This is a genomic window from Geobacter sp. OR-1 (genome assembly GCF_000813145.1).
Taxonomy (GTDB): Bacteria; Desulfobacterota; Desulfuromonadia; order Geobacterales; family DSM-12255; genus Geoanaerobacter.
The window spans coordinates 49,184-69,927 of the sequence record NZ_BAZF01000007.1 but is presented as its reverse complement, the minus strand read 5'-3'; the positions used below and the strand labels follow the sequence as shown (position 1 = coordinate 69,927).

Genomic DNA, 20,744 nt, shown 5'->3' with positions numbered 1-20,744 from the left:
ACTGATATGCTATAGTTCGCCAATCCGAGAGCCCAGAGGTTTCCACTGGCGCGACGTCCTGCCAATATAATCCATATAGGAGGAGTTTCTATGAAAAAGAGAATCGGAGTCGTCCTGTCGGGATGCGGTGTGTTCGACGGCAGTGAGATTCACGAGGCTGTCTGTACGCTGCTGGCGATCAACCGGAATGGGGCAGAGGCTGTCTGCATGGCGCCTGACATCGAACTGTCCGAGGTAAATCACCTGACAGGCCAGGAGACCGGCGCGAAAAGAAATGTACTGGTTGAATCTGCCAGAATCGCCCGGGGCAAAATTACGAACATTGCTGAGGTAAAAGCAGGTGACTTGGATGCCTTAGTGTTTCCCGGAGGATTCGGAGCGGCCAAAAATCTGTGCAATTTCGCCGCAAGAGGGGCGGGTGCTGCAATTCAGCCTGACGTTGCCCGGTTGATGAAGGAGATGGCCGCGGCCAAGAAGCCGATTGGCGCAATCTGCATTGCACCGGCACTGGTGGCGGCGACTCTGGGCAAGGAGTATGCGCCCAAGCTGACTATTGGGAACGATAGCGGAACCGCCGCAGCAATAAATCAGACCGGTAGCAGTCATGTCGACTGTCCGGTAACTGAACTCGTGATAGACAGGGACAACAAGATTGTCTCAACTCCTGCCTACATGCTGGCCAATAATATTTCTGAGGCGGCAGAGGGGATCGAAAAAGCGGTGAAGGCAGTAATTGAACTTATTTAAATTTGAAAGGAGACGCGAAATGCGAACAATAGTGACAATGATCTGCATGACCGCAGTACTTGCAATTTCATCCGCACCGACAGAGGCTCAGAACATCAAGGGGAAGGCGGGGGTAACAGGGCGGCTTGGTTTCATCATCCCCTCTGATAGTGATTTGGGGCCTTATAAAATTGAAACAGATGCCGGATTTAACTTCGGTGGCGGCTTTATCTACGGGATCGATAAAAATTGGGCTGCAGAAGTGGATGTCACGCACACGAATTTTGGTTCGGAAGACCCGGTGGGCGGGAATAAGGGGGATTTCACCGTTACCAATATTGCACTTGGTGGGCAGTACCGCTTTGAGATCAATCAGCCCAATCTGACTCCTTATGTGGGAGCAGGGCTTGACATTTTGCTCAGTGACTATGATCGTCCCGGCTATAGTGTTGACACAACAGTAGGAATTCATGCCAGCGGCGGGATCGATTACTTCTTGACGAGGAACATTGCCCTGAATGCCGAGGGGAAGCTTCTCGTTGCTCCTGAAACCGATATCAACGGTCCTTCAGGAACAAAAGGCAATTTCGACCCTTCTGCTTTTTCAGGGATGTTTGGGGTCAGGTTTTTCTTTAACTAAATACACTAGTATTGATAAATAATACACTTAGGCGGCCATTGGCCGCCTTTTTTTATTGCGGAGGGCATTTGTGCCTATTTAGTGGGCAGTTGTTCTGGATTGTCCTGGTGTTAAATAAGTTGCGATTATGCAAAATAATCACGCTTCTGTTGCATGAATGCAACTAGTTATGCGGTTATTAAGGAGAGAAACCGGCTACATTATTTTTATAACTTGCCGATAAGAAATGTATAAATATTATGTCCACCTTAGATGTAATCCCGGCACGGATTATGTATTTCGAAAAACATGGAACGGATTGAAGCAGTCGTGTTTTCTGAAAAGGAAGCGAGGTTGACTATGAATACCGAAACTATTGACGAAGCCATTGGTAAGTATGTTAACGAGCGGATGAAAAAGGGCAAAAAAACAGCCAGCGAACGATTTCTGACCTATGCATATCTAAAGCATGGGGGCGACGAGTTGGCGGAATTCATGAAAAAAGTTGTCGGGCTTTCCCGGTATTACATCAATTTTCTGAATATTATGGAAAATCCTTTTCGCGGCCCTGAAGTGGCTTGGTTCGGCTCTATGGTAATAGTTGCCGTCTTCGGCGGCTATCTTGCCAGTCAGGAAGAATCACGGATGCTCGGCATTCTCATTGTTTCCGGGACGCTTGCCAATGCTTGGTCGTTGCTCTGTGCCGTTGCCAAAAAGTGGCTTGATGTTGGGGTGATGATTGCAATCTATCGGGAGATCCTAGAACTTGCAGAAAAGGAGTTTAATTCTGCAACATAGAATCCGCAGAAGTTTAGGTTAACCGCACGTTGAATCGCGAGAGTCTCCCCCGCAATTTTCAATCGGGAGAATTGCGGGGAATATTGTTGTTCGATCGAATTTCCAGTTGACAATGTGCCTCCCTTAGTGTTTATTTTATTTACCTCAATTAATTCCCTGATTATGCACAGGCTTGTGCTTGCCTCGGTAATCCCGCGTTAATTCAACTTATATAAACTACGGACTTTATCTTTTACTTACGGCCACCCCTTAAAATATTAAATTGGAGCTTTCAGGGTTCCGACCACACAGCCCATATTGGGCAAAATTATTTATTTGCTGATCTGCGGCAACCCAGGAGAACAGATGAACTTACAGGAACTTAAGGGTAAAAAGATTAATGATCTCGCAGCAATTGCCAAAAGCCTGAATATTGAGGGGGCATCGAGTCTTCGTAAGCAGGACTTGATCTTTGCGATTCTTAACGCCCAAACAGAAAAGAACGGGATGATTTTTGGCGAAGGGGTTCTTGAGACTTTGCCGGATGGTTTTGGGTTCCTGAGGTCGCCTGATTATAACTATCTCCCCGGTCCTGACGATATTTATGTTTCGCCTAGTCAGATCCGGCGGTTCAATCTCCAGACCGGGGATACGGTTTCCGGGCAGATAAGGCCTCCAAAGGAGGGGGAGCGATATTTTGCCCTTCTGAAGGTTGAGAGCGTCAACTTCGAATCTCCCGAGGTGGCTCGCGACAAGATCCTTTTCGATAACCTGACGCCACTTTACCCGCTGGAAAAGCTGAAGCTGGAGACTGCCCCGGACAACATGCCGATGCGCGTCATGGAGCTGACTTCACCCATCGGCAAGGGCCAGCGTGGCTTGATCGTTGCACCTCCCCGAACCGGCAAAACCATGCTGATCCAGAATATCGCCAATTCTATCGCCGAAAATCACCCCGAGGTGTACCTGATAGTGCTGCTGATTGATGAACGTCCGGAGGAGGTCACCGACATGCAGCGTTCAGTCAAGGGGGAGGTGGTTTCCTCAACATTCGACGAACCTGCGACGCGCCACGTGCAGGTGGCTGAAATGGTAATAGAAAAGGCCAAGCGCCTGGTAGAGCACAAGCGTGACGTGGTGATCCTGCTGGATTCCATTACCCGCTTGGCGCGCGCCTACAATACGGTGCTCCCGCCATCAGGGAAGATTCTTACCGGTGGTGTGGATGCAAACGCCCTGCAGAAACCCAAGCGGTTCTTTGGTGCTGCCCGTAACATTGAAGAAGGCGGCTCACTCACTATCATCGCTTCAGCCCTCATCGACACCGGGAGCAAGATGGACGAAGTCATTTTCGAGGAGTTCAAGGGGACCGGCAACATGGAGGTTCACTTGGATCGAAAGCTTGTGGAGAAGCGGACCTTTCCGGCCATAGACATCAATAAGTCCGGCACCAGGAAGGAGGAGCTGTTGATCGAAAAGGTTGCTCTCAATCGAATCTGGATCCTCAGGAAGGTGCTCCACCCGATGAATGTCGTGGACAGCATGGAATTCCTCTTGGACAAACTTTCCGAGACGAAAACGAATCAGGAGTTCCTCGATTCGATGAGCAAGTAGGTTTGTATGCAGCATACCGGAAAAAAGTCTTGCAATAATAAATTCAGAGTGCTAACTTTTAACTTTCGCAGTATCTAACTACCTGACAAATATAAATTTGGTTGTTGAGGAGGACCGCAATGAAAGAAGGAATACACCCCAAGTATAACGAAGTGACCGTGAAGTGTCTCTGCGGCAACAGCTTCCAGACCCGCTCCACAAAGTCTGAAATCTCAACCGAGATCTGCTCTGCCTGCCATCCGTTTTTCACCGGCAAGCAGAAGCTGATCGACACCGCCGGTCGCGTGGAGCGTTTCAAAAAGCGTTACGGCATGTAGCAGGATTTCCATGTGCTTTTGGAAGGGGATTTTGTCATGTGGCGAAATCCCCTTCTCTGTTTCTGTGATGCTGAATTCTTAATGTCTTTATCTTGAGAGACAAATGAATATTTCCCTTCTCCAGCACACCCCTGACCCTGAAATGACCGTTGCCCTTGCGGCGCGCCTCTGCTATTCCCCTGTCGGCATCGATGAGTTGCGGGAAAAGCTTTCCCGTTCAGACATTGCTGCCTTTCTGGACAAAATCCTGTCTCTCGGCCACCAGTCCGTCCTTGAGCATGTCTCTTTCACCTTTGGCATTGAAGGGATCTCCCGCGCCTGTTCGCACCAGTTGGTGAGGCACAGGGTTGCCTCCTATTCCCAGCAGTCTCAGCGTTACGTGGCGTTCAAGGGTGATGATTTCCCCCGGGTGATACCGGCATCCATTGCCGAGAGCCGGCTCAGGAGCGATATCTACGACCGGGCCATGCAAGTGGCCTCAGAGGCATACCGTGCGCTTGTCGATGATGGCGTGCCGGCGGAAGATGCCCGGTTCGTGCTCCCCAATGCGGTTGAGACAAAGATCATGGTCACCATGAACGCCCGCGAACTGCTCCACTTTTTCGAGCTGCGCTGCTGTGAGCGTGCCCAGTGGGAGATCCGGGCCATGGCGACAGAAATGCTCAGGGTTGTCAAGCCGCTTGCTCCGACCATATTCAGGGATGCCGGTCCGGGGTGCGTTGCCGGAAGCTGCCCCGAAGGAACCATGACCTGCGGCAAGGCTCCTGCCATCAGAGCATTTTTCAAGGAGATGAACTAAGTGATTCGTTTTTTGACCAGCCTCCTGTTGGTGGCGGAGAAGATAAACATCGGCGGTCAAGCAGTTATCGAAGGGGTAATGATGCGCGCCCCCAGATCATTGGCCATTGCGGTCAGGCGACCGGACGGCGAAATTGCGGTCCGGAAGGAAGAAGTGATCCCGCTTTCCGAGCGCTTCCCCATCGTCAAGCTTCCGGTTGTCCGTGGTGCTGTCGCGCTTTTCCAGTCTCTCATCGTGGGGATTAAGGCGCTCAACTTCTCGGCCAATGAAGCAATCGCCGAAGAGGACGAGAAGAGCGGGGAGAAAAAGGAACTCTCTTCCTGGGCCATGGCAGGGACCATGACAATAGCCTTCGGGTTCGGCATTCTCCTATTTTTCATCATGCCACTCTACCTGACGAAACTGCTGGTGCCGGTGATCGGCGATTCAAATATCATCTTCAACCTGGTGGACGGAGTGATCAGAGTTGCGGTTTTTCTCCTCTACATATGGACCATCTCCAGGATGGAGGATATCCAGCGGGTCTTTCAGTACCACGGCGCCGAGCATAAGTCGATATTCGCTTTCGAGGCTGGGGAAGATCTGACGGTTGAGAATGTTCGCAAGTACAGCCGCCTGCACCCTCGCTGTGGCACCAGCTTTCTGCTGATCGTCATGGTGGTGAGTATCGTAATCTTTTCCATGATCCCCAAGCTCTGGCCGTTTTACCTCAAAGCCGGGTCGCGCGTGGTTCTGCTCCCCCTGATTGCCGGAGTATCCTATGAGTTTCTCAAGTGGAGCGCCAAAAACGACAATTCCCCGCTGGTGAAGATGATAATAGCGCCTGGCCTTGCCCTGCAGCGGCTAACGACCAGGGAGCCGGATGACAGCCAGATGGAGGTCGCAATCCGGTCGATGGAAGAGGCGCTTGCAGTGAATGCCGGATATAAAGACGACAGACTTGTAATCTAAGAGGTTTTTGCAGAATGATTGACCGCATTGAAGAACTTGAACGACGTTTTGAGGAGCTGGAGGCGCTGCTGTCCGATCCTGCAGTTATTGCCAACCAGCCGGAGTTCCGCAGGTTTTCCCGGGAGCATAACGATCTCACTCCGCTGGTGCAAGCGTATCGCCGGCACAGGAAGGTCCTTGAAGATATCGAAGGGAATAGAGAACTGCTTTCCGATCCCGACATGAAAGAGATGGCCGAGGAGGAGTTGCAGGCTCTGGAGGAACAGCAGGAGCAGCTTGAGAACGAGATAAAGGTTTTGCTGCTTCCCAAGGACCCCAATGACAGCAAGAACGTTATTCTTGAGATCCGGGCCGGTACCGGAGGCGACGAGTCGGCGCTGTTTGCCGGCGATCTGTTCCGGATGTACAGCCGCTTTGCCGAAAAGAATCGCTGGAAGGTTGAGATGCTTTCCTGCTCAGAATCCGAACGGGGCGGCTACAAAGAGGTTATTGCTGCCATCGAGGGGCAGGATGTCTATGCCAAGCTGAAGTACGAGTCGGGAACCCACCGCGTGCAGAGGGTACCTGAGACCGAGGCTCAGGGGCGGATTCACACCAGCGCCTGCACGGTGGCCATCATGGCCGAAGCCGAGGATGTGGACATCGATATTAATCCGGCTGACCTTAAGATCGATGTCTATCGCTCGTCAGGCGCCGGTGGCCAGCATGTCAACACCACCGACTCGGCGGTCAGGATCACCCACATCCCGACCGGCACCGTAGTCGCCTGCCAGGAGGAGCGGAGCCAGATAAAGAACCGGGCCAAGGCGATGAAGGTCCTGAAGACGCGGATACTCGACACCATTCTGCAGGAGCAGAATGCCAAGCTGGCGGCCGACCGGAAGCAGCAGGTCGGAAGCGGTGACCGGAGCGAGCGGATCCGGACCTACAATTTTCCCCAGGGGCGGATGACCGATCACCGGATCGGGCTGACCCTCTACAAGCTCGACGCCATTATGCAGGGAGAGGTCTCCGAGATTGTCGATGCTTTGAGAACCCACTATCAGATGGAGGCCCTCCAAGCGCAAAGCGAGGCTGCTTGAGCGAGATCTGGACGATCAGAAAGGTTCTTGACTGGACGAAAGGGTATCTTTCCGAGAAAGGCGTTGACAACGCCCGGCTGGAGTCGGAATGGTTGCTTGCCTCGGTCACCGGCCATGATCGTGTCGGCCTGTATGTAAATTTTGACCAGCCGTTGACCGATGCGGAACTTGCTGCGTATCGCAGCATGGTGACGCGTCGGGCTAAACGCGAGCCGCTGCAATACATACTTGGGACCCAGGAGTTCAACGGGATCGAGTTTGAGGTTTCCCCGGCAGTTCTTATCCCCCGGCACGACACGGAAGTCCTGGTAACGGAGGCGTGCCGGGTGGCGCCGGAAGCGAAAACAATCCTTGATATCGGTGTCGGAAGCGGTTGCATTGCGGTCGCCCTGGCCAGGGCGCTCCCGGAAGCAGTTGTCAGCGGTGTCGAGAAGTCGCATGAGGCGCTGGAGCTGGCCCAGAGGAATGCGGATCGTCTCGGGGGCCGGATTAACCTGTTCGAAGGGTCATTTTTCGAGCCGTTCCTGGATCAGCGGTTTGATCTGGTCGTCAGCAATCCTCCCTACATCGCGACTGCCGACCTGGAAACCCTGCAGCCGGAGGTGCGGGAATATGAACCGACCGATGCGCTGGATGGAGGGGCGGACGGCCTCGATTGTTACCGGATTATTGTGCCGGCAGCCCCGCAACATCTGAATCCCGGTGGCTGGCTGCTGGTGGAGGTTGGGATCGGTCAGGCTCCGGCAGTACGGGAACTGTTCGAATCCGCTGGATTTAAGGAAATATTTACGGCAAGAGACCCGCAGCTGATAGAGCGTGTCGTTGGCGGTAAAATGTTGTAGGGGCGATTCTTGTAATCGCCCGAAAAAAGGGGAAACACGAGGTTTGCCCCTACATTCTATTGAGGTTATGCTTTGGATAAACTGATCATTCACGGCGGGAAAAGGCTTTCTGGCGAGGTTACGGTAAGCGGTTCCAAGAACGCCTCGCTCCCCATTTTCTGTGCCACCATCCTGGCCTCCGGCGTTCACGAGATCAGCAACGTGCCTTTCCTCCGGGACATCAATACCACCATCAAGGTCCTGGAATCTCTTGGCGCACGGGTTGAAGGGAACGGCAACATCGTCAAAATAGATTCGACCGATGTCAATAATGTCGAGGCCACCTATGACCTGGTCAAGACCATGCGCGCGTCGGTACTGGTCCTGGGACCGCTGCTGGCGCGGCATGGCCGTGCCCGGGTCTCACTTCCCGGCGGGTGCGCCATCGGCGCCCGGCCGATCGACCAGCATCTGAAGGGGCTCAAGGCGCTTGGCGCCGATATCCATCTGGCGCACGGCTACGTTGAGGCCAAGGCCAAGCGGCTCAAAGGGGCTCGGGTCAACTTCGACATGCCCACGGTCGGCGGCACCGAGCATCTGATGATGGCTGCTGCACTGGCCAAAGGGGAAACCCTTCTTGAGAACGCGGCGCGCGAGCCGGAGATCGTGGACCTGGCGAACATGCTCAACCAGATGGGGGGAAAGGTTGATGGGGCGGGCACTGATACCATCCGGATTACCGGTGTCAGCGAACTCGCGCCTGCCAGTTATCGCGTCATGCCGGACCGGATCGAGGCCGGCACCTTCATGTGTGCCGCAGCCATAACCGGCGGCGATATAAAGATCCGGAACATGCAACTCGAACACCTAGATGCCCTGGTCTTCAAGCTGCAGGATGCCGGTGTGGAGATTTTCAACAAGGATGGCATTGTGCGGGTCAAGGGGCCGCGCCGGCCCAAGGCGATTAACATCAAGACCCGTCCCTATCCCGGTTTCCCTACCGACATGCAGGCCCAGTTCATGGCGCTCATGTGCGTGGCGGACGGTGCGAGCGTAATCTCGGAGAACATCTTCGAGAACCGGTTCATGCATGTTTCGGAACTGTTGCGTTTTGGGGCGGACATTACCGTCGAGGGGAATACCGCCACAGTCAAAGGGGTAAAGAAACTCTCCGGCGCCCCGGTCATGGCCACCGATCTCAGAGCCTCCGCGTCGCTCATCCTTGCCGGGCTGGCCTCCGACAATACTACCGAGGTGTCGCGTATCTACCATCTGGACCGGGGTTATGAAGCGATCGAAAAGAAACTGGCCGGGCTCGGGGCAGATATCCAGAGAGTTAATGAATAAATTTACGATGTAGGGGCGACCCCTTGCGGTCGCCCACAATCGGCAGCACCGGGGCCTGCCCCTACAGGAGAACCATGTCTGATTTCATTACCATTGCCATCCCCAAGGGGCGGATTCTTGAAGAGTCGGTGGAGCTGTTCAGCAAGATCGGCATCGACTGCGACGAACTCCTGTCCAAATCCCGCAAGCTGATCTTCGAAAACGCGGCGCAGAAGATGCGCTACATGATCGTCAGGGCTACCGATGTGCCGACCTACGTGGAGTACGGTGCCGCCGACCTGGGTATTGTCGGCAAGGACACGCTCATGGAGCAGGAAAAGGATGTCTACGAGCCGCTTGATCTCAAGTTCGGCTACTGCCGGATGATGGTGGCCGAGCCGGCAGGACTGGCCAAGGACGACGACCCTTCCCGCTGGACCAATATCCGGATCGCCACCAAGTACCCGCACGTGGCCGAGAAATACTTTGCCGCAAAAGGGGTTCAGATCGAGCTGATCAAGCTGTACGGCTCCATCGAACTGGCGCCGCTGGTCGGGCTGTCCGAGCGGATAGTTGACCTGGTCTCCACCGGCGAGACCCTGAAGCAGAACGGACTGGTGGAGGTCGAGACCATAGCCGAGATCACCACGCGCCTGATCGTCAACCGGGCAAGTCTGAAGATCAAGAACAAGCGGATATCGGAAATCATCGCAGGGCTGGAGAAACTGGTGTAGTATTGCCTGTCGAGGGAGGCGAACATGGAAAAAGGTCTTGCTGATTCATTAATGGAGTTTTACCAGCAGATTCTTAAACCGGAATTCGACACGATAAAAGGGAAACAGGCAGAGCATGATGACCGGTTTTCTGAAGCCATCGAGCATTTCGACGCTCTTTATCACCGGCTTGGCAGGATTGAGGATGAGTACCTTGTTATCGGTAACTCCTTGAAAAGGATAGAAGATTCCATAGGAACCGGCAGCGTGAAGCGTTCGGATCTCGAAAGACGCTTCAGGGAAATAAAAGATCAATTCACAGTGCTTCAGGGGAGGCTGGATTCCATAGAGAAGCAGATGGTGAATGCCTGATTCTATGAAAAAAGCTGCCTGATTACTAATCGATAGAGTGTGATGAGGTAATACCTGCCATGCAATTCCTTGACATCCACGACAAAGATTTCAATCAAAAATTTGCCGCTATCCTTTCCCGCGGCGAGGAGACCGGCCGCGAGGTGGAGCAGGTTGTCCTCGACATCATTTCTGCGGTCCGGCAGCGCGGGGACGGGGCGGTTCTGGAATACACCAACCGCTTTGACCGCCTCGATGCCAAGGGGGTGTCCGAACTTCAGGTTTCGGACGAGGAGATCGATTACGCCTTTGCCAGGTGCAAGTCAGAGGATATCGACGCCCTGAAGCTCGCGGTGGAGCGGGTGGCGAGGTTCCACGAAAAGCAGAAGCAGGAGACCTGGCTTTCCACGGAAGAGTCCGACATCATGCTCGGCCAGATGGTCACGCCTCTGCAGAGGGTCGGAATCTATGTTCCCGGGGGCAAGGCGAGCTACCCCTCCAGCGTCATCATGAACGCGGTCCCGGCCAAGGTTGCCGGGGTACCAGAGGTGATCATGGTCGCCCCGACGCCGGGTGGCGAGATCAACCCCCATGTCCTGGTGGCTGCCCGTCTTTCGGGGGTTGACAGGATCTTCCGGCTCGGCGGGGCGCAGGCCGTGGCAGCGCTTGCCTACGGCACTGCCACGATTCCCAAGGTGGACAAGATTACCGGCCCCGGCAACATCTATGTCGCCACTGCCAAGAAGCTGGTCTTCGGCCAGGTGGGGATCGACATGATCGCTGGCCCTTCCGAGATCCTGGTGATCAATGACGGGAGCGGCACACCGGCTCATATCGCCGCGGACCTGCTGTCGCAGGCCGAGCACGATGAGCTGGCCTCATCGATACTGATAACCACTGACCGGGGTTTTGGTAAGAAGGTGGCACAAGAGGTGGAACGACAGCTGGCTCTCCTTTCCAGGGAATCGATCGCCCGGGCCTCCTGGGACAAGTTCGGGGCCATCATCTCTGCCTCAGACCTGGACGAAGTGATCGAGTTCTCCAACCGGATTGCACCGGAACATCTGGAACTCGCAGTATCCGACCCGTTTGCGATCCTGCCGAAGATCAAGAACGCCGGCGCCATCTTCATGGGGCATTTTACGCCCGAGGCTGCCGGTGACTACCTGGCCGGGCCGAACCATACCCTCCCGACGGGCGGTACCGCCCGGTTCTTCTCCCCCCTGTCGGTGGACGATTTCGTGAAGAAATCGTCGATCGTCTACTTTAGCGAATCCGGCCTCAACCGGCTTGGCAGGCAGATTGTCCGAATCGCACAGTTGGAGGGGCTGGAGGCGCACGGCAAATCGGTAAGTATAAGGCTCGGAGAACAGCAATGATCCCTCTTCGTCAAAACATCGCCTCCATGGCTGGATATGTCCCCGGTTACCAGCCGCCGGACATCGCTTCATGGATCAAGCTGAACACCAACGAGAACCCGTACCCCCCTTCTCCGGCTGTGGTTAAGGCAATTCTGCAGGAGCTTGGGCCGGATGGGTCAAGTCTGCGCATCTATCCGAGCGCGTCAAGCCAGAAGTTGCGGGAGATTGCCGGTGAGCTGTATGGTTTTGACCCTTCGTGGGTGATCATGGCCAACGGCTCCGACGAGGTGCTCAACAACCTGATCCGGGCCTTTGCCGCTGAAGGAGAGGAGATCGGCTTTGTGCATCCTTCTTACTCCTATTATGCCACCCTGGCTGAGGTGCAGGGGGCAACGGTCCGCACTTTCGGCCTGACGGAGGATTTTCGGATTGCCGATTTCCCTGAGCGTTACGACGGCAAGGTGTTTTTCCTCACCACTCCCAATGCGCCACTTGGCTCCGCATTTCCGTTAGCGTACATCGAGGAGTTGGCGGGCCGTTGTGCGGGGATGCTGGTACTCGACGAGACCTATGCCGATTTTGCCGAAGGAAACGCCCTGGATCTGGTTCGGAAATATGAAAACGTGGTGATTACCCGAACCCTCTCAAAGAGCTACTGCCTGGCGGGCATGCGGTTGGGGCTGGCCATTGCCCGGCCGGAGGTGATCGCCGCACTGGACAAGATCCGTGACCATTACAACCTGGATCGCCTGGCTCAGGCGGCCTGCGGGGCGGCATTGCGAGATCAGACGTATCTTCGTGACTGTTGCCGGAAAATCTGTGCAACCCGGGAGTGGTTTGCTAGTGAACTGCGCGCAGTCGGATACACGGTTATTCCTTCCCAGGGAAACTACCTGTTTGTCTCTCCGCCCGGCCGGAACGGCAAGCGAGTCTACGACGGGCTTTATGAGCGGAAGATCCTGGTCCGTCACTTTTCCGACCCGCTTCTGGCGCATGGGCTGCGAATCTCCATCGGCACTCAAGAAGAGATGGAGAAGACGCTTAAAGCAATAATTGAAATCGGATAAAACCTTTGCCACGGATGTCGTCGATTTTCACGGATGAAACCATAAATTCCTTTATCCGTGTCCATCCATGTAATCCGTGGCGAGGATTTTTTGTTTCCAGGAGGTTCATATGTCCCGCTCTGCTTTAATAGAACGCGTCACCAAGGAAACCAGAATAAAGCTTGCCATTGACCTTGACGGCACCGGCCAGGCAAAGGTCTGCACCTCGGTACCGTTTCTCGACCACATGCTAGATCTGTTCGCACGCCATGGCCTTTTTGACCTGACCGTCGAGGCGAGCGGTGACATCGACATCGATTTCCACCACACGGTCGAGGATATCGGCATTGTCCTGGGGCAGGCGATGAGGGAAGCGCTCGGAGACAAGAAGGGGATCAGGCGCTACGGCCAGGCTACGGTCCCGATGGACGAGACCCTGGCGTCCGTTGCCACCGACCTGTCGGGGAGACCGTATCTGGTCTACAATGTCCGTATTCCCAAGGTGAAGATCGGAGAATTCGACGTAGAGCTTGCCCGGGAATTCTTCCAGGCGCTTACGAATAATCTGGCTGCCAATCTTCATATCAACGTGATGTACGGCGACAACGTCCACCACATTCTGGAAGCCTGTTTCAAGGCGACTGCACGGGCTTTGGATACGGCCACGCAGATGGACCCGAGGATCGAAGGGGTCATGTCCACCAAGGGAACAATATGATAGCGATAATAGACTACGGAATGGGCAACCTCCGTTCCGTACAGAAAGGTTTTGAAAAGGTCGGTTTCGATGCCGTGGTGACCGCCGATCCGAAGGTGGTGCTGGAAGCAGAAAAAGTGGTGCTTCCCGGCGTCGGCGCCTTCCGTGACTGCATGCGCAACCTGGAGCAGGGTGGATTCGTGGAGCCGCTGCTCAAGGTGATTGCTGACGGTCGCCCTTTTCTCGGGATCTGCCTGGGTCTGCAGCTTCTCTTTACCGAGAGCGAGGAGTTCGGCCTGCACCGTGGGTTGGGCGTTATTCCGGGCCGGGTGGTCCGGTTCCCCGAAGGGATGGCCGAGAACAGCGAAAAACTGGCGGTGCCGCACATGGGATGGAACCAGATATCATTCCGGAACAGGGCACCGATATTTGCCGGGATCGATGAGGGGGCCAACGTCTATTTTGTCCACTCGTACTATGTCAAGCCCGAGGACGAATCGGTAGTTGCCACCACCACGAACTACGGTATCGATTTCTGCTCGGCTGTATGGAAAGACAACATCGTGGCGACCCAGTTCCATCCGGAGAAGTCCCAGCAGATCGGCCTGAAAATCTTGAAAAATTTCGGTGAAATGTAGGGGCGACCCCTCGTGGTCGCCCAATTCAAGGGCAGGCACATAGGCCTGTCCCTACAAAGGATATATGCAAGATGATCATTATTCCTGCTATTGATCTGAAGGAAGGTAAGTGTGTTCGTCTGGAGCAAGGATTGATGGATCGGGACACGGTGTACAGCAACAGCCCGGCTGCCCAGGCCCTTGATTGGGCGGCCAAGGGGGCGGAGCTGCTGCATATCGTCGATCTCGATGGCGCCTTCGCCGGTACCCCGAAAAACCGGGCTGCCATCGAAGCGATTGTCTCGGAGCTCAAGATCCCGACCCAGCTGGGAGGGGGCATCCGCGACCTGGCCACCATCGAGGCGTACCTCGGTTTGGGTGTCGGTCGGGTAATCATCGGCACAGCGGCGCAGCGGAACCCGGATCTGGTCAGAGAGGCGTGCGTGAAGTTCCCAGACCGTATTGTGGTCGGGATCGATGCCAAGAACGGCATGGTTGCAGTTCAGGGCTGGGCTGAGGTTACCGGCGTTACCGCCATCGAACTGGCCAGGAAATTCGAGGGATTCGGCGTGTCAGCGATAATCTACACCGATATTAGCCGCGACGGCATGATGCAGGGCCCCAACATTGAGGCGACGAAAGCGCTGGCCGAGGCGATCTCCATTCCGGTCATCGCGTCTGGCGGTCTGTCCACACTAAAGGATATCGAGAACCTGATGGCAGTGGAATCTGCCGGGATCAGCGGCGCCATTACCGGCAAGGCTATCTACTCCGGGGCCATCGACCTGGCAGAAGCGATAGCCCTCACCAAGCGGGGCACATCATGCTGACCAGGCGTATAATACCCTGCCTTGACGTTACCGGCGGCCGGGTGGTCAAAGGGGTGCAGTTTCTGGAACTTCGCGATGCCGGCGACCCGGTGGAGATTGCCGAGCTGTACGACCAGCAGGGGGCCGATGAGCTGACGTTTCTGGATATTACGGCATCGAGCGATGGTCGGGATACCATGGTGGATGTGGTGCGCAAGACTGCCGAGCGGGTCTTCATGCCGCTGACCGTCGGCGGGGGAATCCGGACAGTGGAGGATATCCGCCGGATGCTCAATGCCGGCGCAGACAAGGTCTCGATCAATACCGCTGCCGTGCAAAACCCGGATTTTGTGCGGGAGGCCGCGGAGCGGTTCGGCTCCCAGTGCACGGTCGTGGCCATCGATGCCCGCCGGGTGCCGGGTGAAGCCCGCTGGGAGGTCTATACCCATGGGGGCCGCAAGCCAACCGGTATCGATGCGGTTGAATGGGCGCAGAAGATGGAGGCTTTTGGTTCCGGAGAGATCCTGCTCACCAGCATGGATTGTGACGGAACCAAGGATGGTTACGATATTTCGCTGACCCGCGCCATTGTCGATGCCGTCTCCATTCCGGTTATTGCCTCGGGCGGGGTCGGCAACCTGGAGCATATCTACGACGGGTTTACCAAAGCCGGCGCCAGCGCCTGCCTCGCCGCTTCGATCTTCCATTTCCGGGAGTACACGATCGGAGAAGCAAAGGAGTATTTGAAAGCGAAAGGGGTAGCGGTAAGGTTATGAACTGCGAACATAACGACATCCTTCAGGCGGTCTACCGGGTCATCCTGGAGCGCAAGGCCAATCCGTCGGAAGAGTCCTATACGGCTTCACTGATCCGGAAAGGGAATGACAAGATCCTGAAAAAGCTTGGCGAAGAAGCCACCGAGCTTGTCATCGCAGGCAAAGGGGGGGTGCGGGATGAGATTGTCTATGAGGCCGCAGACCTGTTCTTTCACACACTCGTCCTTCTCGGGTATCATGATATCCCCCTGGACGCAGTCAACGACGAACTGCGCCGGCGTTTCGGCATGTCCGGGATCGCGGAGAAGCAGTCCCGGCCATCCGAGTAATTATTGAAAATCACGAATAAGTTTCTTGACAATGTACTAATCGATGGGTAATATACCATCTCTTCATAGTACCGGCCTGCCCTTGTTTAGGCTAAAAATTTGCGACAGGAGGGGGGGAGTATGAATGCCGGGAATAAAAGTCAAGGAAAACGAACCGTTTGAGGTCGTACTGAAGAAGTTCAAGAAGCAGTGCGAAAAGGCAGGGATTCTGTCTGAGATCCGCAAGCGCGAGCATTTCGAAAAACCGAGTATCAAGCGGAAGAAGAAAACCATAGCTGCCCGTAAGCGTGCGCTCAAGAAGCAGCGTAAGATGATGGAGTAATCCTGATGTCTCTGCGGGACAGGTTGAATGATGAAATGAAAGATGCGATGCGGGCCAAGGATGACCTGAAGTTGTCGGCCATCCGACTCGTGCGCTCTGCGGTTAAAAACCGGGAGATAGACCAGAAACTGGTTCTGGACGATGCCGGCATACATGAAGTAATTGCCTCTCTGGTCAAGCAGCGTCGAGAGTCGATTCGGATGTTCGGGGAAGCCGGAAGGGTCGATCTTGTGGAAAAAGAGGAACGGGAGCTTGCCGTACTTCTTGATTATCTGCCGCGACAGCTTACCAAAGAAGAGATTGTCCTGCTGGCAGAAAAGGCTATTGCCGAATCCGGTGCCCAGGGTGGCAAAGATATGGGCAAGGTTATGAAGGTTCTGAAGCCTCAGGTAACCGGATGCGCCGATGGCCGATTGGTCAGTGAAGTTGTCAAGGAGCTTTTGGGCTGATTCCAGCTCAAAATCAGAAATTAAAATACGAAGAAGACGAGGTGGGGGTAGATCGTGGATGATCGCCCCTGCTTTTTCTTTTTTATGGGTATTTACTGAATGTCCGGTCTCTCTCTTCTCGACATTTTGCTCTGGGGTATCCTGGCGGCTTTTGCTGCCAAGGGGTTCATGAAGGGGCTCGTGAGGGAGGTCTGTGCTCTGCTCGGTGTGGTGGCGGGCGCTTGGGCCGCGTTTACGTATTATGGTTATGTAGCAACAGCACTGTCCGGCTTCATTCGACTACCCAAGCTGATAGCTGCTCCGATCTCCTTTATTCTTATCTATACCGTTCTTGGCCTGCTCTTCTTTTTTATCGGTCATCTGTTAACTACGATTTTCAAGATCATGCTGCTCGGCTGGTTGAACCGCTTCGGCGGGATTCTGATCGGCCTGCTGCAAGGCGCTTTTATCATCTGCATCACCCTGGCGATATTGATGAACGGCCCGTCCCCGGCGAAAATCAAGGGATTTATCCAGTCTTCCGCTACTGCTCGGTCTTTTTGCAAGGCCGGCATTGATATGATCGATGGCTGGCGGGGGGCGAAACAGGCGCAAAACAGGGCGGGACGATCCTGATAGCTAATGCCTGGACCACGCAGTTCGGTTTCTGTCTCAAAGGAGGTTGTCGTCCGTGATACCCGAGGAAACAGTTCGCGAGATTCGGGAGCGGGTGACGATTCTTGATGTGGTCTCCGACTATGTGGCCCTCAAGAAGTCAGGTGCAAATTATCAAGGGCTGTGCCCCTTTCATGGCGAGAAAACGCCATCGTTCAATGTCAATCCCGGCCGGGGGATCTTCCATTGTTTCGGCTGCGGCGCCGGCGGCAACGCCTTCAGCTTTATCATGCGGATTGAAGGGGTGTCCTTTCCCGAAGCAGTGAAGCTCCTGGCAAGAAAGGCCGGGGTGGAAATTGACGAGCAGCCTCTTTCCAGGGCCGAGAAGTCACGGAAGGATGAGAAGGACGAGCTGTTCAGGATTGCCGAACTTGCTTCAAGGTTTTATCAGGAGCAATTGGCCACCGGCATTGACGGCGAGTATTGCCGGAACTACCTGAAAGAACGGGGCGTTGCTCCGGCAACTGCGGAGATCTACCGGCTCGGGTTTGCGCCCGGTAAGTGGGATGCCCTCTGCCGTTACCTCGAACGTCACAATATTTCACTGGTGAAGGCGGAAAAACTGGGTCTGGTCCGGCAGAGAGATAGCGGCGGTTACTACGATACGTTCCGCAACCGGCTGCTGTTCACGATCTCGGATCTCCATGGCCGTCCGGTTGCTTTTGGCGGGAGAGTGCTGGACGATTCCCTCCCCAAGTACATCAACTCGCCTGAGTCGCCTATCTACCACAAGGGGGATCTTCTTTTCGGGCTCGACCTCGCCAAGCAGTCGATCAGAGAGAAGCGGGCAGCAATAATAGTGGAGGGGTATTTCGATCACCTGTCCCTGTATCAGGCAGGGGTCAAAGAGGTGGTGGCAACGTGCGGGACCGCTCTGACCACGGACCAGGTTAAATTGCTGCACCGCTATGCAGCGCAACTTTACACCCTGTTCGATTCCGATAGCGCGGGACAGAAGGCTACGGTTAGAGCGATGGACATGCTGCTGCCGGAAGGTATCCCTGTCGCGGTCATCGAACTCCCTGCCGGCGACGACCCCGACAGCTTTGTGAAGCGCGAAGGCGGGGCAGGGGTCCTGGATCGAGTGCAGAAGGCACGGCCGGTTCTCGACTACTTTTTCCGGGCATTGCTTGCCAGCTGCCAGGCAGGCACCATTGAAGGCAAAAGCCGGATAGTGGATGAAATGGTGCCGAGGCTGCGGTTGATGCAGGATCGCCTCCAACAGAAGCTGTATATTGCGGAAATTGCCCGGACCCTTGGGATAGACGAGTCTGATCTCAAACGGATGACCGGCCTCGGTGTAACGGAACAGCGGGCGCGGCCGGAGCCGCGGAAGACACACCAAAGCAGTGTTCCAGGCCCGGCAGAGATGCTGCTGCTGCTAATGGGGACATATTCGGAATTGGCGCTGCTGGGACATGAGCGCAAGGTTGCCGCGCTCCTTCCCCCGCAGTACCGGGATATAGCCGAGATTATAATTACTGAAAGCAGAGCCAACGGCAGTGTCGATCCGGCGCGGCTGTTTGAAGGGGCGGAATCGTCGGAAAGCAGCCGGCATCTTGCCGCACTTTTCGTTAACGATGCCCATCTTCAGGGGATCGACCCGCAGAAAGCGTTTGAGCAGTGCTGCTCATCGCTGGAGCGCAGGCCACTAAAAGATTTGAAGGAGCTGGCGCGGGAACTGGCGCGGATTGAGCCGGATTCGGATCGCTACCGGGAGCTTCTGGAAGAAATCGAAACCTTGCGAAATATGAAATCGCAATTATCATAGATATACTGACACAAGTTCGAGGTAGGCATGGCCAAGAAGAGCATGGAAGAAGTCAAGCAGCTTATTGACCTGGGTAAGGAGAAAGGTTTCCTCACCTATGACGAGGTAAATGACCTTTTACCTCCGGATATCGTTTCCTCTGAACAGATTGACGATGTCATGAGCATGTTCGGCGAAATGGATATTGAAATCGTCGATTCGGTGCAAAAGGTCAAGATCCCCAAGGTCAAGATGGGGCTCGAGGAAGACGAGGAGCTCGAAGGCGAGCAGGAAGAGCAGGAGTTTGAACCCGGGGCATTGGGGCGAACCAGCGATCCGGTTCGTATGTACTTGAGGGAAATGGGGTCCGTCTCGCTCCTTACCAGGGAGGGCGAGGTTGAGATTGCCAAGAGGATCGAAGATGGGGAGCGGGACGTTGCCAGCGTAATCCTGAATACTCCGATAACCGTCAAAGAGATTCTGTCCCTCGGCGATAAGCTGCGCAAGGCGCAAATCCTTCCGGCTGAGATCAGCAAAGAAGTTGAAGAGGAAGAGCTGGAAGAGGATGAAGAAGATGTCCATCAGATCAGGCTGTTATCGATTATTGACGAGATAAAAGAACTTGATGCCCAGATGGAGGGGATTTCTCTGCAGTTGGAAGGGACTCTGCCTGCTGCGACTCGAACAAAACTGGCGGCCGAACTGCAGGAGCACAAGCTGAAGCTCGCCGAGCTGGTCCGTTCCCTGAGGATGAGAGACCGCCATATTGAAAAAATTGCGCACCGGCTCAAGGAGCTTGCCCTAAAAGTTGAGTCCATAACCCGGGAGATCAGTGAGCTGGAGCATGAAGCCGGCGATATTTCTGCAGAAGAACTCGACAAGCTCTTTGAAAAGATGGCAAAAGGTGGCGATGCGGAAAAGAAGGGGCTCAAAAAGCTGGGCATGACCCTGGAGGATTACCAAAAGCTGGAAAAGAGGCTCAGAGGGGTTGAGCGCAAGCTGAAAAAGGTGGAGCAGGAATCAGGTTTCCACGCCAGTGAGCTTGCCAGCGCCATCAAGGCAATCGACGAGGGTGAACGGAAGGCCAAGTTCGCCAAGTCGGAGCTGGTGGAGGCCAACCTTCGTCTGGTTGTTTCCATTGCCAAAAAATATACCAACCGCGGATTGCAGTTTCTGGATCTGATCCAGGAGGGGAACATCGGCCTGATGAAGGCTGTGGACAAGTTCGAGTATCAGCGTGGTTACAAGTTCTCGACTTATGCCACCTGGTGGATACGGCAGGCGATTACCCGTGCCATCGCTGATCAGGCCCGCACGATCAGGATTCCGGTACACATGATCGAGACGATCAACAAGCTGATCCGTACCAGCCGCCAGCTTGTGCAGGAGATCGGCCGGGAGCCGTCGCCAGAAGAGATTGCGGAGCGGATGAGCCTGCCGCTGGACAAGGTGCGCAAGGTATTGAAGATCGCTAAAGAACCGATTTCCCTGGAGACGCCGATCGGTGAAGAAGAGGATTCGCATCTTGGTGATTTCATCGAGGACAAAGGGGTTGTCTCACCACTTGAGGCAGTGATCAAGGCCAATCTTTCGGAACAGACGGCCCGGGTCCTGTCAACTCTGACCCCCCGTGAGGAAAAGGTCCTGCGGATGCGGTTCGGCATCGGCGAGAAGAGCGACCATACGCTGGAAGAAGTCGGCCAGGATTTTGAAGTTACCCGGGAAAGGATCAGGCAGATCGAGGCCAAGGCGCTGCGGAAGCTGAGGCATCCGAGCCGGGCAAAGAAACTCAAGAGCTTTGTCGAATAAGACCAAAAAGGCCGCACCGGAAACGGGGC

The 20,744-nt window shown here is 54.9% G+C and carries 24 protein-coding genes; all 24 read left to right on the top strand.

Features of this window, described 5'->3' with window-relative positions:
• The first annotated feature begins 90 nt into the window (after positions 1–90).
• The 24 genes from elbB (at position 91) to rpoD (ending at position 20,715) form a co-directional block, all read left to right on the top strand.
• Positions 91–747 (top strand): isoprenoid biosynthesis glyoxalase ElbB, encoded by a 657-nt coding sequence (elbB, locus tag OR1_RS08975; RefSeq protein WP_041971409.1) that lies wholly within the window; start codon positions 91–93, stop codon positions 745–747.
• Between the two features lie 19 nt (positions 748–766).
• The gene (locus OR1_RS08970) at positions 767–1,366 is read left to right on the top strand and encodes a porin family protein (RefSeq protein ID WP_041971408.1); all 600 of its coding nucleotides are present in this window, start codon (positions 767–769) and stop codon (positions 1,364–1,366) included.
• Positions 1,367–1,654: 288 nt separating this feature from the next.
• Positions 1,655–2,143, top strand: coding sequence for a GSU0071 family protein (locus OR1_RS08965; RefSeq protein WP_370543341.1), 489 nt, complete (start codon positions 1,655–1,657; stop codon positions 2,141–2,143).
• Between the two features lie 345 nt (positions 2,144–2,488).
• On the top strand, positions 2,489–3,736 hold the full coding sequence (gene rho, locus OR1_RS08960) for a transcription termination factor Rho (RefSeq protein WP_041971405.1): 1,248 nt from the start codon (positions 2,489–2,491) through the stop codon (positions 3,734–3,736).
• A gap of 119 nt (positions 3,737–3,855) precedes the next feature.
• Positions 3,856–4,053: a 50S ribosomal protein L31 gene (gene rpmE, locus OR1_RS08955; RefSeq protein WP_041971403.1), complete on the top strand. Its 198-nt coding sequence runs from the start codon at positions 3,856–3,858 to the stop codon at positions 4,051–4,053.
• Positions 4,054–4,156: 103 nt separating this feature from the next.
• On the top strand, positions 4,157–4,852 hold the full coding sequence (gene thyX, locus OR1_RS22475) for an FAD-dependent thymidylate synthase (RefSeq protein WP_041971402.1): 696 nt from the start codon (positions 4,157–4,159) through the stop codon (positions 4,850–4,852).
• A 78-nt stretch (positions 4,853–4,930) separates the two neighbouring features.
• Complete coding sequence (locus OR1_RS22470; RefSeq protein WP_041971598.1) at positions 4,931–5,803, top strand: DUF1385 domain-containing protein; 873 nt, start codon at positions 4,931–4,933, stop codon at positions 5,801–5,803.
• A gap of 14 nt (positions 5,804–5,817) precedes the next feature.
• Complete coding sequence (gene prfA / locus OR1_RS08940; RefSeq protein ID WP_041971401.1) at positions 5,818–6,885, top strand: peptide chain release factor 1; 1,068 nt, start codon at positions 5,818–5,820, stop codon at positions 6,883–6,885.
• On the top strand, positions 6,882–7,727 hold the full coding sequence (gene prmC, locus OR1_RS08935) for a peptide chain release factor N(5)-glutamine methyltransferase (protein WP_041971400.1): 846 nt from the start codon (positions 6,882–6,884) through the stop codon (positions 7,725–7,727). Before prfA ends, prmC begins: the two co-directional genes overlap by 4 nt.
• A 72-nt stretch (positions 7,728–7,799) precedes the next feature.
• On the top strand, positions 7,800–9,053 hold the full coding sequence (gene murA / locus OR1_RS08930) for a UDP-N-acetylglucosamine 1-carboxyvinyltransferase (RefSeq protein ID WP_041971398.1): 1,254 nt from the start codon (positions 7,800–7,802) through the stop codon (positions 9,051–9,053).
• A 74-nt stretch (positions 9,054–9,127) separates the two neighbouring features.
• Positions 9,128–9,766: an ATP phosphoribosyltransferase gene (hisG, locus tag OR1_RS08925; protein WP_041971396.1), complete on the top strand. Its 639-nt coding sequence runs from the start codon at positions 9,128–9,130 to the stop codon at positions 9,764–9,766.
• A 24-nt stretch (positions 9,767–9,790) separates the two neighbouring features.
• Entirely contained in the window at positions 9,791–10,117 is a 327-nt protein-coding gene (locus tag OR1_RS08920; protein WP_041971395.1) for a hypothetical protein, read from the top strand.
• Positions 10,118–10,176: 59 nt separating this feature from the next.
• Positions 10,177–11,475: a histidinol dehydrogenase gene (gene hisD, locus OR1_RS08915; protein WP_041971394.1), complete on the top strand. Its 1,299-nt coding sequence runs from the start codon at positions 10,177–10,179 to the stop codon at positions 11,473–11,475.
• Positions 11,472–12,524, top strand: a complete 1,053-nt coding sequence (hisC, locus tag OR1_RS08910) for a histidinol-phosphate transaminase (protein ID WP_041971393.1) — start codon at positions 11,472–11,474, stop codon at positions 12,522–12,524. Before hisD ends, hisC begins: the two co-directional genes overlap by 4 nt.
• Positions 12,525–12,633: 109 nt before the next feature.
• Positions 12,634–13,221, top strand: coding sequence for an imidazoleglycerol-phosphate dehydratase HisB (gene hisB, locus OR1_RS08905; RefSeq protein ID WP_041971392.1), 588 nt, complete (start codon positions 12,634–12,636; stop codon positions 13,219–13,221).
• The gene (gene hisH / locus OR1_RS08900; protein WP_041971391.1) at positions 13,218–13,838 is read left to right on the top strand and encodes an imidazole glycerol phosphate synthase subunit HisH; all 621 of its coding nucleotides are present in this window, start codon (positions 13,218–13,220) and stop codon (positions 13,836–13,838) included. Before hisB ends, hisH begins: the two co-directional genes overlap by 4 nt.
• Before the next feature lie 71 nt (positions 13,839–13,909).
• The gene (gene hisA, locus OR1_RS08895) at positions 13,910–14,647 is read left to right on the top strand and encodes a 1-(5-phosphoribosyl)-5-[(5-phosphoribosylamino)methylideneamino]imidazole-4-carboxamide isomerase (RefSeq protein ID WP_041971390.1); all 738 of its coding nucleotides are present in this window, start codon (positions 13,910–13,912) and stop codon (positions 14,645–14,647) included.
• Complete coding sequence (gene hisF, locus OR1_RS08890; protein WP_041971389.1) at positions 14,641–15,402, top strand: imidazole glycerol phosphate synthase subunit HisF; 762 nt, start codon at positions 14,641–14,643, stop codon at positions 15,400–15,402. The genes hisA and hisF overlap by 7 nt, the downstream gene beginning before the upstream one ends.
• A complete protein-coding gene (locus tag OR1_RS08885; RefSeq protein WP_041971388.1) occupies positions 15,399–15,731 on the top strand; it encodes a phosphoribosyl-ATP diphosphatase in 333 nt (110 codons plus the stop codon). The genes hisF and OR1_RS08885 overlap by 4 nt, the downstream gene beginning before the upstream one ends.
• A 124-nt stretch (positions 15,732–15,855) precedes the next feature.
• Positions 15,856–16,053, top strand: coding sequence for a 30S ribosomal protein S21 (gene rpsU / locus OR1_RS08880; RefSeq protein WP_041971387.1), 198 nt, complete (start codon positions 15,856–15,858; stop codon positions 16,051–16,053).
• Positions 16,054–16,058: 5 nt separating this feature from the next.
• Positions 16,059–16,502, top strand: a complete 444-nt coding sequence (locus OR1_RS08875; RefSeq protein ID WP_041971386.1) for a GatB/YqeY domain-containing protein — start codon at positions 16,059–16,061, stop codon at positions 16,500–16,502.
• A gap of 99 nt (positions 16,503–16,601) precedes the next feature.
• Positions 16,602–17,117, top strand: a complete 516-nt coding sequence (locus tag OR1_RS08870) for a CvpA family protein (protein WP_041971385.1) — start codon at positions 16,602–16,604, stop codon at positions 17,115–17,117.
• A 55-nt stretch (positions 17,118–17,172) separates the two neighbouring features.
• Complete coding sequence (gene dnaG / locus OR1_RS08865; RefSeq protein WP_082002879.1) at positions 17,173–18,927, top strand: DNA primase; 1,755 nt, start codon at positions 17,173–17,175, stop codon at positions 18,925–18,927.
• 27 nt (positions 18,928–18,954) lie between these two features.
• On the top strand, positions 18,955–20,715 hold the full coding sequence (gene rpoD, locus OR1_RS08860; protein ID WP_041971383.1) for an RNA polymerase sigma factor RpoD: 1,761 nt from the start codon (positions 18,955–18,957) through the stop codon (positions 20,713–20,715).
• The last annotated feature ends 29 nt before the right edge of the window (positions 20,716–20,744 follow it).